The following is a 15,699-nucleotide window of genomic DNA, read 5'->3' as shown; positions in this document are numbered from 1 at the left end:
ATAAATTCAGATCCAATGTCATAGTGAATTGCAAGTGGTTTATCTCGCCATTCAAGCAACTAATTCAGTGTACGAATGACTCGTAGTACAGGCATTGATAGCCCTATTTAAATCACCAATCCTATATGCCGATAATCATCAATCATGTTCAACAAGCGTTTACTTCGTCCATCACTCAGCTGGTCAGGCATGTAATCTAATGATCATACTTACTCAGGCCGAATAGGTTCTTTCAGTCGTTTAATTAATGAGGCATACATACCACTATATTTAGCACGCCATTTCTAAAAACTCGCCTTACACATGCTATGTTCTCGGCAAAAAATGGTAACAAGGGGGTACTAGATTCAGCTTGCTTCAAGATGGACATGATATGACTGTCAGGATATTAAGATGTTTTCATGAAGAATCTCCAGCTTGTATCTTAAGAGAAAATTCTACTTTTAGATCCTATTATTTTTAGGGGGATTACCGTAGCACCTGAAATTAAAATGTTTTGCTGACGATAACCTCCTACATTGCCATCATCAATATTTTTAGGATGCTGAATTTTAGCGGTATTTTTCGCGGTACAATGACATTGGTTGGTTATAAATGTTTATTATAAACAATTATTTAAATTGTAAAGATGGTGCGCGCTGAGTGCACTATCCCATCCAAATAAATTAAAATGTAAGTTAGATAGCTCTAAATACCTAAAACAACCTGATACGGCTTAAACCCTTCCAATACAGCCTCAGAAACCAACTGAATAAAAGCTTCAGTCTTTCCATAAGCCAACCATTGATCTAAAGCTTCATAGTAAGCCAAACGATTTTCTACTGTAATCACACAAGGCAGATATCCAGCTTTAAGTAATTCGAGATTCATCAATAAGCGTGATGTACGACCATTCCCATCAATAAATGGATGAATGCCTACAAAGTCTGCATGTACTTTAGCTGCACGTTCAATAGGATGTAGCTTATGTGCCTCAGTATTGTACCAATCGACAAGCTGAGCCATTTTATCATTCAACAATGTATAGTCGGGTGGGTTAGTCGTAGCACCTGAAATCAACACGTTTTGTTGGCGATAACGTCCTGCATTGTCATCATCGATATTTTTTAGAATGAGTTGATGGATATTACGAATCTGCCATTCAGAAAAAGGTTCTTCTTTACGAATAATATCTTCAACATAATAGATCGCATTTCTATGGTTAATTGCCTCGAAATGTTCTCGTAATGCTTTTCCACCAACGGTAATGCCTTCCAAAACCACTTTTGTTTCTAGCAATGTCAGTGTATTGCCTTCAATTGCATTTGAATGATATGTCCAGCGAACAATAAGATCTTCTTGTAGATTTTTTACAATTGCAGGAGAAAGAGGACGATGCTGATCTAATTTTGTTTTTAAAGCATCTATATTGTCAAACATAACTTTCACCCTGAAGTTGTACTCTTGAATGATACATGAAAAAAACAAATATAAAAAAGGAAGGTTATAACATATCTTTTAATGTTAAATGCATACGTGTTAAAATCAGTAACCATTTCAAATCCTGTTCATGAATTTGAACAAAATAAATTTTGTGATTCAATGCGCTAAATCTAATTTGGGTAAAAAATGGGTACAGGTAAAACGCTATTGACTTTATGGTTCACTAAATCAATAGCTTAGGAGTTGAGTTCAATTGACGCCATCTCCACCAAAATTCAAAAAAGTCGAACCTTCGGGTTCGGCTTTTTTTTATGATTAATTAAAAACATTTTTTGGTACAACAATGACTCAAGTCCAGCTTCAAGAACTGCAAAAACAACTCTGGAATATTGCCAATACTTTGCGCGGTAAAATGGGGGCAGATGAATTCCGTGATTACATTTTGGGCTTGATCTTCTATAAATATTTGTCTGAAAAAATTCAAAATAATGCCAACGAAATTTTGGCGCCGGATCAAATTAAGTTTACAGAATTGGTCGAAGATACTGAAAATAATCATGCATATTTGAGTGCTGTGCGTGAAGAATGTCTTGCGAGTATGGGCTACTTCTTAGCACCACAAGAATTGTTCCACAGTATGGCAACATTGGCTCGAGCAAAAAAATACATTTTGGATGATGTAATTAAAACCCTTAAGGCAATTGAGCAAAGTACATTGCGTACAGATGCGGCCGATGATTTTTCGCATTTGTTTGAAGACATGGATTTAAGTTCGACCAAGTTAGGAAATACGCCTGATGACCGTAATGAGTTGATTAGCCGTGTGATCGTACATTTAGACGATATTAATTTTGATCTATCGAATACTGAGTCTGATATTTTAGGCGATGCTTATGAGTTTCTCATTGGTGAATTTGCTTCAGGTGCTGGTAAAAAAGCAGGTGAGTTTTATACACCGCAAATGGTTTCGACTTTGCTTGCAAAACTTGTCACCTTAGGTAAAGAACGTCTACGCAGTGTATATGACCCGACTTGTGGTTCAGGATCTTTATTGCTACGTGTAAAGCGTGAAGTCGGCGATGTGGATGCGATTTACGGTCAAGAAATGAATCGTACGACCTATAACTTGGCGCGTATGAACATGATTTTGCATGATGTGCATTATTCAAAGTTTGAAATTAAGCAGGAGGATACTTTAAAACGTCCACAGCATATGGAACTGAAATTTGATGCGATTGTAGCGAATCCACCATTTTCGGCAAAGTGGTCTGCGAGTGAGTCATACTTAAGCGATCCGCGTTTTCGTGATTTTGGCAAGCTAGCTCCAAGTTCTAAGGCAGATATGGCGTTTTTACAGCACATGCTTTATCAGTTAGATGAAAATGGGACTTTGGCGATCGTACTGCCGCATGGAGTTTTGTTCCGTGGTTCGAGTGAAGGACATATTCGTAAGCATCTAATTGAAAAGTTAAATGTGATTGATACGATTATTGGTTTGCCTGCCAATATTTTCTATGGCACGACTATTCCAACTTGTGTGTTGGTGTTGAAGAAAAACCGTGAGCATAGCGACAATATTTTATTTATTGATGCGAGCAATGAGTTTGATAAGCAAAAGAATCAAAACAAGCTCTTGCCAGAGCATTTAGACAATATTATTGGTGCATTTGAAAACCGTCAGAATATTGAAAAATATGCATATGTTGCAACTCTGCAAGACGTTGCTGACAATGATTTTAATTTGAATATTCCTCGTTATGTCGATACTTTTGAAGCGGAAGCTGAAATTGATTTAGATGCAATAGCGAAACAGCTTCAAGCTTTAGAAGTTGAAAGTCAAAAGACTGATGCGTTGATTGCAGGTTTTTGTAAAGAGTTAGGCATTGATTCTCCGTTTGCGGAGGTGAAGTAATGGCTTCGCCTAAGTTACGGTTTAAAGAGTTTGAAGCGGATTGGACGCTACAAAACCTTAGTGATAGTTTTAGTTTAATTTCTGGATATGCTTTTCCAAGCAGTGCTTCTACTGATAGTGGTGCTAAGTGGTTGAAAATTGCTGATGTTGGCATACAGGAAATGACGCCAAATAACCCTTCATATTTACCTTTAGAATATTTAGATAAATACTCACAATTTGTTGTAAATAAAGATGATTATGTAATTGCGTTGACTCGTCCAATATTAAATAAGAAATTAAAAATAGCTAAGATTGGGAATTTTTATGATGGTGCTTTGCTTAATCAGCGAGTTGCTAAAATTTCGAGCAGAAGTAACAATTTAGATTTTATTTATTCGTTATTACAAAAATCGAAGACTGTTGAAGAATTGGAAAACTCTATTGCTGGTACTGATCCTCCCAATCTGTCATTAAATGATGTAAAAGAAATCAAGTTAGGTTTTCCATCCAAAGAAGAACAAACAAAAATCGCTTCTTTTCTTTCCGCTGTGGATGAAAAAATTAACCTACTAACTCAGAAATATGAACTACTGAGCCAATATAAACAAGGTCTGATGCAAAAGCTGTTTAGTCAGCAGATACGTTTTAAAGCGGATGATGGGAGGGAGTTTGGGGAGTGGGAAAATTTAAAATTTAGAGATGTTATTACTATCAAATATGGAAAAGATCATAAGGCATTAAAAGAAGGAAATATTCCTGTTCTTGGGACAGGTGGGATAATGCGATACGTTGATTCTTATCTTTACGACGGCGACAGTATTCTTATTGGTCGTAAAGGTACGATTGATAAACCTCAGTTTATATCTGGGAAATTTTGGACGGTTGATACTCTTTTTTATACGGAAATTGGTGAGAGATTAATACCTAAATTTGTTTATCAGCAACTGCTATTGGTTAATTGGTTAAATTTGAATGAAGCCACAGGTGTGCCAAGTTTAAATACAACCTCAATTGGTAATATTGAGGTCAAAGTACCTTGTTTAGAAGAACAAACCAAAATTGCCAATTTCCTTTCTGCAATTGACCAAAAAATTGCAGGTGTAGCACAGCAAATTGAACAAGCTAAACAGTGGAAAAAAGGCTTGTTACAGCAAATGTTTGTCTGATTGTTTATATTGCTTCATAAAATTCCTGCATTTATTCAAATGTGGGAATTTTTTTATTTAAGAAAGTACTGAAGGATTCCTAAAAGAAAAAACAGTGATCTGTATCATCAGTTTAGATATTTATTTGATGAATTTAAAAGATTGAAAAATATAATAAATCTATTAGAATCAATAGATATGCATACCAATAGTTAAAAACTGAGCAGTATTATAAATGTCGACCCAAAAAGAACTCGAACTCGAAAACCAATTTATAGCGCACTTAACAACTTTAGGGTACGAACGTGTTCAGTACAGAAACGAAACAGCCTTACTCCTAAATCTAAAAAAACAGATAGAAAAATTTAACGCATTGACTGCACCACTCACACATGAGCAATGGGAACAGGTGTGGAATTACCTGAGCAGTGAACATACGATTTTCGGCAAAGCCAAGCTTTTACGTGGTTCATTTCAACTCAAATATGATGATGGTACGACCCAAACACTGCGTTTTTTAAGCGATGACGCAACAAAAAACATCTTTCAGGTCACCAATCAAGTGACTGTTCAATATGGCGATGACGGTACAGAAACCAGCCGTTTTGATGTCACGCTATTGATCAACGGCTTTCCGTTGGTACAAGTTGAACTTAAGCGTAGTGGCGTAGAAATCGCACAAGCGTTTCACCAAGTGCATAACTACAGTAAAGACGCCTATACATCTGGAAAAGGTTTGTTTGGATACATACAGCTGTTTGTCATTAGCAACAGCGTAAATTGCTTATATTATTCACACGGTACGCCACTGTTTGATTTCACATTTCCGTGGGCCGATGAAAACAACAAAGCAATTAATGATTTGAGTAAATTTACCGAAGCATTTTTAAACGCACCACATATTACGAAAATGATCAGTAAATACATCGTTCAGCATCAAACCAATGAATGCTTAATGGTGCTACGACCTTATCAAGTCTATGCAGTTGAAAACATGATTCAGCATGTGAAAACCTCAACCGATCATGCCTATATTTGGCATACAACAGGTTCAGGTAAAACACTCACGGCATTTAAAGCCAGTGAAATCATGCGTCAGTTGCCAGAAATAGAAAAAGTTATCTTTGTCGTGGACCGAAAAGACCTAGATAATCAAACCACTAAAGAGTTCAATGCCTTTGTTCCCGACTGCGTAGACCAAACGACCAACACCAAAACATTGGTCGAACAGCTCATCGGTAAACGGCTGAACTCACGAAAAAATGAAAGCAATATACTCACAGATAAATTGGTCGTGACGACCATTCAAAAGCTGAATAACGCAATTACACTCCCTAAATTCAGAGAATTGATCGCCGATTTGGCAGATAAAAAAGTCGTATTTATTTTTGATGAATGCCACCGCAGTCAATTTGGTGATACTCACCAAAATATCAAACGCTTCTTTAAACAGGCGCAAATGTTCGGTTTTACAGGCACGCCTATTTTTCCTGTGAACTGTCAAAGCATTGGTGGGGTGAAATACACCACAGAATTTCTATTTCCTAAACGGCTGCATAAATATGTGATTGTCGATGCGATAGCAGATAAAAATGTTTTACCATTTCAAATTGATTACGTAGGACAATTTACCGCTCATCAGGTGAATGCAGGTGATGAAAAAATACAAGGCATCGATACTAAAGAATTGTATGACAACCCTGAGCGCTTAGAAAAAATTGTACGTTATATTTTAAAAAATCATGACAAAAAAACGGCAAAACGCGAATTTTGTTCAATGTTTTGTGTCAGCTCAGTAGATGTCCTGCTTCAATATTATGCAATATTTGCCAAAGTCCAAGCAGAGTTGGTTGCAGAAGCGGACAAGAAGGAAGAAATTTATACCCCTTTAGTGATTGGTACGATTTTTTCTTTTGGAGCGCAGGACACGACAAACGACGCCAATGACTCCACAACAGGTACGATTTCTGAAGAAGAACTTGAACAGCCGAGTCAAGTTGATATGGGGCGTAAAGCGCAACTTGAACGGATCATTGCAGAATTTAATACGCGCCATCTGACTAGCTATAACTGTGACGAAGGATTTTATGAATATTATAAAAATCTAGGTGATCGCGTTAAGTACTTCAAAGTCCCTAAACCACCTAAAGAAGTTGGGGAGTTGAAAGGTCCGCCAATTGATTTGCTGTTGGTGGTGAATATGTTCCTGACAGGTTTTGACTCATTGCCACTTAATACGATTTATGTCGACAAGAACTTAAAATATCACGGTTTAATTCAGGCTTTTTCGCGTACAAACCGTATTTATAAGCCAACAAAAGCTTTTGGCAATGTCGTGTGTTTTAGAAATTTAAAGCAGGCAACAGATAAAGCTCTTTCTACTTTTGCAGACGACCAAAATTTTGAGCAAGTGATTGTGCCACCGTTGGATCAACAATTAGCAGAATTTAATAAGTGTGTTAGTGAATTAAGAAAAATAACACCTGAGTGTCAGTCAGTAGATGATCTAAAACTCGAAAGTCAGCAGTTGCAGTTTATTCAAGCTTTTCGTGATGTGATTCGTCTACATTCACAACTGAAAATGTATACAGACTTTGATGTTGATAACGCAGTTATAGTGCCGCAAGAACTTGAAGACTATAAATCTAAATATAAAGATTTATATGACAGAATAAATAAAGGTACAGCAGTTGAAAAAGATTCAGTGCTACGTGACGTGAATTTTGCTTTAGATTTTATTATTAGTGATTATGTCAATCAGGATTATATTTATACATTATTAAATATGATTGCTGCTGCGCCACCGTCCTCGATTCAAAGGGCTAAACAGCAGCAACAACTCCAATCTTTACTCAGTAATGACCGAAAAATGTATAAAAAAATGGATTTGATTCAGAAGTTTATTGATGAACAAATGCCACGAATGCTGAATGGTCAAAGTGTTCAAGATGCATTTAAGCAGTTTTGGGATGCAGAAAAACAGCAAGCCTACGATGTTTTTTGTAAAGATGAAAATCTTGTGATTGATGAATTTAAAAAAGTGGTTCAACGATTTGATTTTACTGAACGTTTTCCGCACGCACATGAAATTCGTCCATTGCCAAAAAACAAGCCTTCAGCACTGGTGAGTAAAGTCTATTTTGAGGGATTGCATCAGAAAACCAATGCGATTTTAGAAAAATATGATTTACGGATTTAAACGTTAAGCTAAGTTATGAAAAATATTTGCTTAAAAGGAGGATTCTTTTTTTATGGAATTTAAGAACCTTATCCTGTTTATTCAATAATTGTATGATTAAATTTCTTAGAATAAATATGATTTAAAAACAAATCACAAAGTGAGGCGAAAATTAAATTTCGCGCCAAACTTCATTCTTATCTTTCAATGAAATCACAAAGTTAAATTTGTCATCATTACTTACCAAAAGGCCTTCTGGCGTTTGCATAATCACTTTTAGAACGGTACCAGTTTCAAAAACCAAAGGACTGCAATTTTCTTTATTTAATGTAATTGGTTTGAGTAATTCAACAATTGCACTTTCCATTTTACTTCCCCAAGCATAGGTTGTTAATTGAACTTAGCATATTATTGGCGAAGAAACATGTTTTGTAAATGACGTGAGCTACATCGCAGAAAATATTTTAGAGAATTCCATAACTTAAGTTTAAATAATGGTTAAATAAATTATGGTTTTTTAATCTATTGATATCAAAAATAATTTTAAAATATAACAAACTTTTTAACTGGAACTGTATGTCCTAAGATGTGTCTTTTGTTCCACAAACAATGACCAAATCATCAATATGACTTGATCAATAAAGGAATTTAAGGCAATTTTCAGTTTTCATGCTTAAGCTAACAGAATGATGTGTCGTCTTGTATTTGATTGTTAAATTTCAGATTAAACAGCGTTAAATATTCAATCCGAATAACAAAATTGATGAAATAAAACTTATCATCAGCAACTCAAACTAAAAACAAAGATTCAGGGAAATGTAGGACTAATGTTTAAATCTTTTTTTCCAAATCCAAAATGGTTTTTTGGATCATTCCTTATATGGTTCATAATTAATATCGCCTTATGGTATAGCGGTGGTCATAGTTGGGGGACGATGTTCGGTTTACCTGCAAATTATCATCAAGCAGAATTGCCTATTGGTATTAGCCGATTTTGGAGTCCCAAATTTTTATGGTTCTATGCTTGGTTTTTTGTAGCAACGGCGCTTTTTGCAGCCTTTTGGAAGATCAAATCAGATAATCCTTGGCAGCGATGGTCAGTGTGGGGAACCGCACTTATTCTGTTTAATGTTTGGTTTAGTGTGGAATGTAATGTCGTAATCAATGCTTGGTATAACCCATTCTATGATCTGATCCAGAAGATGCTTTCAGGTGGTGGGGGCGAAGTGGCGACGCTATATTCAGAGACGCTGACTTTTCTCTATGTGGCCATGGTATATGTCACACTGGCGGTATTGAACCTGTTTTTCGTTAGTCATTATGTTTTTCGTTGGCGTACCGCAATGAATGACTTTTATACTGCACATTGGGAAAAACTGAGAACCATCGAAGGTGCCTCACAGCGTATTCAAGAAGATACGATGCGTTTTGCGAGAACCACAGAAGGACTTGGGGTTAGCTTGGTTGAATCGGTGATGACCTTAATTGCATTTCTACCTGTGTTGTTAACTTTATCAACACATGTAAAGAAATTACCTGTCGTGGGGGAAATCGCCTATGCATTGGTTTGGGCGGCAGTCCTTTGGGCAGTATTAGGGACGGTTATTTTAATGCTTGTGGGTTATAAACTACCGGGTTTGGAGTTTAATAATCAAAAAGTCGAAGCAGCATATCGTAAAGAATTAGTTTATGGTGAAGATTATGCAGATCGAGCAGACCCTCTCACATTAAAAGAATTATTTACTAAAGTCCGATTTAATTATTTTAGACTGTATTTTCACTATGCTTATTTCAACCTGGTTCGTATTTGGTATATGCAGCTTGATAATATTTATGGGTTCTTTATATTGTTCCCAAGTATTGCAGCGGGAACAATCACGCTCGGTATATTAATGCAAATATTAAATGTCTTTGGGCGTGTACGTGATTCTTTCCAATACCTGATTTCCTCATGGACAACCATTATCGAACTGATTTCTATTTATAAGCGTTTAAGAGCATTTGAAGAAAAAATTAATAATTGATTTTATAAGTTTAAAATAGACCTGCACTAAAATGCAGGTTTTTTTATGACTTTAATTTTAAGTTAATATATTTCAATAAAATCAATAGATTAATATTTTTAGATGAGCTGTTTTTTTACTCGATTCCATATTGTCGCTCGAATCATGGATAGGCCCAGCTTTATATTATTATTAATAATAGAGGCTTGTTCTGATGGCAGATTTGATAAGCACATAGCGATACATAAATGCTTGCGAAATAACCTAAAAGGGAACGATGATGACCGTTCACCAAGGATAAACAAATACACTTAAATAAAATGTGAAATTCATCAAATTAAAATGAACAACATATGCACACATCTCAAACGTGTACGATTTTAGTGATTAAATTTATAAAAATAATAAATAAAATCAAGATTATAAAATTGTGAAAGGCACTAAATTACGCTATTTTTTAAGGGTGAAATTTTTGAGATTTTTGCTGTGAATTTAAAGGCAATGTTATGGGTGGGGAGTATTGGATTTGCATTACATGGTTGTACAACCATGCAGAGTTTAAACCCAAATTCATTTAATCATTATGCAACACCACAAGATGTGATCAATCAAAAAGGGCTAAATAGTTCAAATGGGAAGGCGAAAGAATACGTCTATGATTGGGGACCACAAAAGAAAAATGTTGAAGCAGAATCACTGATACCCAAGCAAAATATGAGTAGTTACTGCCAAGCCAAAAATGGCAAATTTATTCAACTGAATAAAAGTAATTTGAACCAAGTCAAAAATGCATGGAGTCGTAAATTATTAGCGACCTATAGCAGTATAAAACAGGGCACAGGCGTATTTCAGTGTAGTCAGGCAGATGGACAACGCTGGATGGTTGCAATTGAACCCGTTTCAGAGCGTAAATCAAATGACCGTTCTGAAACCCGCTTAGTGAGTTTGTATACAGCAATTATTGGACCCGAAGAACGTCGCAAAAACTATAATAAACAAGAAGAAACTGTAGCTAAAAAAGCCACACCAAGCAAAGCAAAAGCAAAAGCAACGACAACAAAAAGCAATGCGAAAGATGAAGCAAAAAAAGAAGTAGAGACTAAAAAAGAAACCAAAGCCAAAGAGCCTGAAAACAAACCTATAGTGAAACCAGTTGCTGAAACATCTCAGCAGATACAAATGCGCTTATATGTGAATGCACGACGCGATCTGAATGCCGGAAAAAACCAAGTCACCGCTTGTAATAATGCACAGCGCGCTTATAGCTATGGCAAATTAAATGGTGCAAATGCCAATAGAGCCTATGCTGAATCAGGTATGCTCGTTGCAAAATGCTTAACCTCAGTGCCTGCATATAGCAAAAGTTATCCAAACGCCAATGCAAGAGCAAAAGGCATCTTACAAAACTTAGCGACCAACTATAACCATGCAGGGGCAAAAAATATGTTGAATCGTATGAAATAAACCTCAACAGGATAAAAGCCATTTGGGGAAATAGGCTTTTATCCTGATCTAATGATGTACTCAAGTAAAGTTTTAAAAATAATAAGGAAAAAACCATGAGTTCAGTAAATGAAATTTATTTTAATGCACCATTATTTGACCGTGAATTGACAGAAATTTTAGTTGATATCAAGCAAACCCCCTTCTTTTTGAATGATCGAGGGCATCCAACATATTTAGCGTCACTTGGGGCGGGGATTCATTTAATTACCGAGTTAACTACTAATGCGAAAATGACGATGGGAAATGCCTACGCAGTTCCTTCCGAAATTTCGACGATCACTACCGATTGGGGCGAGCAAACTGAGCTTGATTTTGAAGGGCAATACTTCGAGTTTATGCCATTGGTGGCAACCAAAGAAACCGCGGCAGCTTTTGGTATCACCCTAGTCCATGCAGGTGAAGCGATTCAGATTCATTCAAATCAAAAACGACTATCAGAAATTCATTATGAATACGGCATGATGGCAGGGCATTATTTGCCTTATGAAAATGCAACATCAAATTTAAATGGCTGTAAAACTTTAACGCCATTTGTCATTACTGATTTAGAACATCATGACTTTCCGCATATTTTTAGCGCGACAGATCAGGATCAATTGCCACTGGTCATCTCAGTAGGGCGCTATTTTCCAAATCTAGGCAAGATTTACTTGGCAGATTTATGGGTCAATCCGGGAGATGCTTTATACATTCCTGCGAAACCAAAATATTTAAATCCCGAGTTTATTGACCTACATAATAACCGTAATGCAGCACTTGCATGTTGGCGAGGTGATAGCAATAAATCGACATTGACCACCCATAGTTTGCTCGATACCAATGGACATTTTTACTGGTATTGGAATAGAAGGCCAACGATTCATCCTCTCATCTATGCACCGACTAGCAAAAATGAATAGTTGAGTTACATAGACCAAACAGCAAATACAGCACTTCATGATACAAAGGTGACTCAAGTTTTGGGAGTTTGGTCTATGGCTTACGGTTTATCTAAAAAATTACATCTACGTTTTTCACGACCTGCAGGTTTGGCTTTATTGACGCTCATCATGCTCGGGTCGACTCAGGTGAGTTTGGCGAGTCCTACGGTCGATCAGCTTAGTCAATGTTTAGTGAAATCGACCACTGCTGCGGATAAAACAGCGGTGCTGCAATGGACCTTTTCTGCCTTGGCAGCGCATCCAGATTTAAAACAATACAGTAATGTCAGTGATGCGCAAAAAACGCAACTCGATAAAAATCTGGCTCAAGTGATGCAGCGAATTTTGGTGGAGCAATGTTCTACGCAAACGCAGGCTGTAATTAAAGCCGACGGTCTACAGGCTGTAGGCGAAAGTTTTCAAGAGCTTGGTAGTATGACGGGGGATGAAATATTAAAGACGCCTGAAATTAAACAACAATTACAAGGCGTACTGCGTTATGTCGATTTGAATAAATTGGTGACCAAATTTTTAACCCCAGAAATTTGGAATAAGTTAGGTGTGGTTCGTTAATTTTATTTTGAGTAAATAAAAAATGCTCCTTTTATACAAGGAGCATTTTTTATGGATTCACCCTAAATGGATGATGATCCAATGCGTTTTAGTTTGCTGACTCAAGCATTAAATGGTAATCGTCGCGCCTAATGCTTTAACAAATTGCGCCATCCACGCAGGGTGAGCAGGCCAAGCAGGAGCAGTAACTAAATGACCGTCGGTCACTGCATCCGTGACTGCAATATCTGCATACTGACCGCCAGCCAGTTTAACTTCGGCTGCACATGCTGGGTAAGCCGAACAGGTACGACCTTTTAGCACATCGGCTGCCGCTAGAATTTGCGCCCCATGACAAACCGCTGCAATAGGTTTTTTCGCCGCGTCAAATTCGCGTACGATTTCAATCACACGTGTATTCATACGTAAATATTCAGGCGCACGACCGCCCGGGATCACTAAGCCGACATAGTTTTCTGAGTTAACTGCATCAAAGTCATAGTTAATCGCAAAGTTATGACCGCGTTTTTCGCTATAAGTTTGTTCACCTTCAAAATCATGAATGGCTGTGGCAATGCTGTCGCCAGCTTTTTTGTCAGGACAAACGGCATGAACGGTATAACCAAGACCAACTAAAAATTGAAAAGGTACCATTGTTTCGTAGTCTTCAGCATAGTCGCCCACGAGCATAAGAATTTGTTTTGACATGATGTAACCCTCTGTTGAAATATGATTTATATCAATTTTTCATTTACCTTAGCATATTGGAATGACAGTTTTAAGCAGGCTGTAAATTCTTTAGTTGTATATTTTTATTTAGATTTATAAAAGTTATAGATGGTTATAGTTCAAAATATGATGAGTTTAGTAGGCTAGATGCTATCAATTATTAATGACTTTAATGTTTTTCACAAAGTTTTAAAAAGTTAAATATTTACCTCTCCCTTGCGCAGCACTGCTGCTTATCTCCTAAAAGGAGAGGGGGGATATCCAAAAAATCGTTTAAGTATTTATTCACTTTGAAAGCTCCCTCTCCCATTGGAAGAGGGATAAATCACAGCAAATCAGGATAAAATTTTTCATAGTCTAGATTTGGTTCATGCGTTACTTTCAGCTTGCCTTTAGATCCTGTGACATAGCTATTGATCTCTTTAAGTGGTTTCTCATGCCAACCGATATTGAATGCACAAAACGTATTTTCTTTTTTAAAAAATTCTAGATGACTGTATGGCAAGTGATTGTGAATCCAATATGCAATCTGTTTCCAATTATTTGGGTCTTTTTCAATTAAATCGATGAGTGAGGGAATGATAATACACGCCGTTGCACCGTAGCCTTTTGCGTCAGGATAGTCCCAAATATGGCTTGCAAAGTTTTTTTCATTACTCGCGCAGTTATGTCCTTTTTCGTTGCCAAGTTGGTTGACGCTTGGTGAGCGATAGGCTGAACGAATAGCGATACGTCCAAACTTTTCTTGTAGAGGTTCGAGCAGTTGTTGGCAGAGTTCTTTTCCTGTGCGAATGGCAATGTCAGGATGGTCGGGGAAGTTGGGTACGCCGTACCAATTGGCAATTTCGCTATAAAGGAAGTGACGCATAAAGAAAGACTTTGAAAGTTGAATACGTCCTAAGGCTTCGAGTTTGGCGATGGATGATACTTTTTTGATGGTCATGTTGTTTTTAGTGTGAAGTGTTTTGGTGGATTTTATATTTAAAATTTTGAAATTTAAATGGTTTACCTCTCCCTAACCCTCTCCTAAAAGGAGAGGGAACATCCATTACAAAATTTATAACGGTATTAAATTAGTAATGGATGCTCCTTCTCCCATTGGGAGAAGGCGGGGGATGAGGGTATTAGAAGTCGCGCATAAAGAAGGACTTTGAAAGCTGAATACGCCCTAAGTCTTCGATATTTGTAATGAAAAATACATGGTATGATCTCATTTTATTTATATGATTAATTTAATATATTGAATTAATTATAACTTTTGACGGTAATCTTAATGAAACAAAAAATACTTAATTTAGATGGTATTTCAACTAAGAGCATTAATGATAAGAAGAAATACTATATTGTTAAAAAGAGTGATGGTAGTTATTCATCTAATATAAAACTTTTGATGGAGCAGATTGATAATGCCTGTGTATTTTATGCAAATCTTATAATTAATTCACTTTTTGAAAATGAGCAAGAAATTTATGATCATCTTAATGTTGAGTACTTTGATAAATTAGACAAGAGTAAATATTAGATTTCTTTCATAAGTCGTTTTTCACTCAGCTCCAAGTTATAAATTCCAGCAATTAGATTGAATCTCAATGCTAGTCTTTTGCCTCGATTGCGATATCGCTCAGCAAGAATTTTGAAGGTTTTCAAACTGCCAAATACATGCTCAATTCCAATTCTTCTTTTATTGATTTCCTGATTATAGATTTTTAGTTCGGAATCCAGTTTACAGCGCTTCTTTGCTTTTAATGGCAACAAGCTATTTGGATACACTGTATAAATTCCCTGATAACCCTTATCCGCAAGGATAAATGCACCTGCAGGAATCTGATTCAAGTTACGTTTGAAGAGTTCGAAATCATGTACGGCACCACGACTCGTACATAAACTCAGGATTTTTTGAGTTTGATAATGAATGATGGCCTGTACTTTGAAAGTGTGGGTCTTTTTCTTGCCGCTATAGCTTTTCTTCTGTTTTTTTAGGCCTTTGGATTGGAATTTCTGTGGCATCCACGATCACAACATTCCAATCGATGCCTTCGCCCTCGGGTAAATCTTTGGGTAAATTAAAGAGATTGGACCGAATCAGGCAGTCTTCAACATGACGGACAATTCTTGAGGCTGTGGGCTCTGAAACCCCGTAGCTCGTCGCAACGTGAAATAAGGTTCGGTATTCCCGCCAATAGCTTAGACAGAGCAGAACCTGGTCTTCCAGGCTTAACTTGGGCGGTCTGCCTTTGGCAGGGACATGTTTCTTCAATTGCTCAACCATCAAATAGAAAGTTGACCATGAGATGCCTGTGTATCGCTTGAACTGAGGATCAGAAAGCTTGTTTGAATCGATGTATTTCAT

14 protein-coding genes are annotated in these 15,699 nt (G+C 36.7%); 8 read left to right on the top strand and 6 right to left on the bottom strand.

What is annotated here, in order from left to right:
• Nucleotides 1-687: 687 nt before the first annotated feature.
• Complete coding sequence (locus MST17_RS12175; RefSeq protein ID WP_180026592.1) at nt 688-1,419, bottom strand: Fic family protein; 732 nt, start codon at nt 1,417-1,419, stop codon at nt 688-690.
• 346 nt (nt 1,420-1,765) lie between these two features.
• On the opposite strand from MST17_RS12175, the gene MST17_RS12170 reads away from it, so the two are divergent.
• The 3 genes from MST17_RS12170 to MST17_RS12160 all read left to right on the top strand — a co-directional run bounded on the left by MST17_RS12170 (nt 1,766) and on the right by MST17_RS12160 (nt 7,660).
• A complete protein-coding gene (locus MST17_RS12170; protein WP_180026593.1) occupies nt 1,766-3,334 on the top strand; it encodes a type I restriction-modification system subunit M in 1,569 nt (522 codons plus the stop codon).
• The gene (locus tag MST17_RS12165) at nt 3,334-4,482 is read left to right on the top strand and encodes a restriction endonuclease subunit S (RefSeq protein WP_180026594.1); all 1,149 of its coding nucleotides are present in this window, start codon (nt 3,334-3,336) and stop codon (nt 4,480-4,482) included. Before MST17_RS12170 ends, MST17_RS12165 begins: the two co-directional genes overlap by 1 nt.
• Nucleotides 4,483-4,696: 214 nt before the next feature.
• Nucleotides 4,697-7,660, top strand: a complete 2,964-nt coding sequence (locus MST17_RS12160; protein ID WP_180026595.1) for a type I restriction endonuclease subunit R — start codon at nt 4,697-4,699, stop codon at nt 7,658-7,660.
• Nucleotides 7,661-7,811: 151 nt separating this feature from the next.
• Here the strand turns inward: MST17_RS12160 and MST17_RS12155 are convergent, their stop codons facing one another.
• Nucleotides 7,812-8,006 (bottom strand): hypothetical protein, encoded by a 195-nt coding sequence (locus MST17_RS12155; RefSeq protein ID WP_180004283.1) that lies wholly within the window; start codon nt 8,004-8,006, stop codon nt 7,812-7,814.
• A gap of 460 nt (nt 8,007-8,466) precedes the next feature.
• On the opposite strand from MST17_RS12155, the gene sbmA reads away from it, so the two are divergent.
• From sbmA to MST17_RS12135, 4 genes are all read left to right on the top strand, one after another.
• Complete coding sequence (gene sbmA, locus MST17_RS12150) at nt 8,467-9,663, top strand: peptide antibiotic transporter SbmA (RefSeq protein ID WP_180026596.1); 1,197 nt, start codon at nt 8,467-8,469, stop codon at nt 9,661-9,663.
• Nucleotides 9,664-10,128: 465 nt separating this feature from the next.
• A complete protein-coding gene (locus MST17_RS12145) occupies nt 10,129-11,106 on the top strand; it encodes a hypothetical protein (RefSeq protein WP_233944460.1) in 978 nt (325 codons plus the stop codon).
• A gap of 95 nt (nt 11,107-11,201) precedes the next feature.
• Nucleotides 11,202-12,047 carry a hypothetical protein gene (locus MST17_RS12140; RefSeq protein WP_180026597.1) on the top strand — a complete coding sequence of 282 codons (846 nt, stop codon included), beginning with the start codon at nt 11,202-11,204 and terminating at the stop codon, nt 12,045-12,047.
• A 150-nt stretch (nt 12,048-12,197) separates the two neighbouring features.
• Complete coding sequence (locus tag MST17_RS12135) at nt 12,198-12,641, top strand: hypothetical protein (protein WP_257221503.1); 444 nt, start codon at nt 12,198-12,200, stop codon at nt 12,639-12,641.
• Between the two features lie 108 nt (nt 12,642-12,749).
• On the opposite strand, the gene MST17_RS12130 is transcribed toward MST17_RS12135, so the two are convergent.
• A complete protein-coding gene (locus MST17_RS12130) occupies nt 12,750-13,328 on the bottom strand; it encodes a DJ-1/PfpI family protein (RefSeq protein WP_168379042.1) in 579 nt (192 codons plus the stop codon).
• 346 nt (nt 13,329-13,674) lie between these two features.
• The gene (locus MST17_RS12125; RefSeq protein WP_180026599.1) at nt 13,675-14,292 is read right to left on the bottom strand and encodes a hypothetical protein; all 618 of its coding nucleotides are present in this window, start codon (nt 14,290-14,292) and stop codon (nt 13,675-13,677) included.
• A 330-nt stretch (nt 14,293-14,622) separates the two neighbouring features.
• On the opposite strand from MST17_RS12125, the gene MST17_RS12120 reads away from it, so the two are divergent.
• The gene (locus tag MST17_RS12120) at nt 14,623-14,871 is read left to right on the top strand and encodes a hypothetical protein (RefSeq protein WP_180026600.1); all 249 of its coding nucleotides are present in this window, start codon (nt 14,623-14,625) and stop codon (nt 14,869-14,871) included.
• Here the strand turns inward: MST17_RS12120 and MST17_RS12115 are convergent.
• Entirely contained in the window at nt 14,868-15,356 is a 489-nt protein-coding gene (locus MST17_RS12115) for a transposase family protein (RefSeq protein ID WP_079393637.1), read from the bottom strand. The two genes, MST17_RS12120 and MST17_RS12115, sit on opposite strands and share 4 nt — an antisense overlap.
• Nucleotides 15,304-15,699, bottom strand: coding sequence for a transposase family protein (locus tag MST17_RS12110; RefSeq protein WP_071851480.1), 396 nt, complete (start codon nt 15,697-15,699; stop codon nt 15,304-15,306). Before MST17_RS12110 ends, MST17_RS12115 begins: the two co-directional genes overlap by 53 nt.

Origin of the sequence: Acinetobacter sp. YH16056_T (assembly GCF_024605895.1) — a bacterium.
GTDB classification, from domain to species: domain Bacteria; phylum Pseudomonadota; class Gammaproteobacteria; order Pseudomonadales; family Moraxellaceae; genus Acinetobacter; species Acinetobacter amyesii.
Note: the sequence above shows the minus strand (reverse complement) of the source record. Positions and strands in the feature narration are given on the sequence as shown.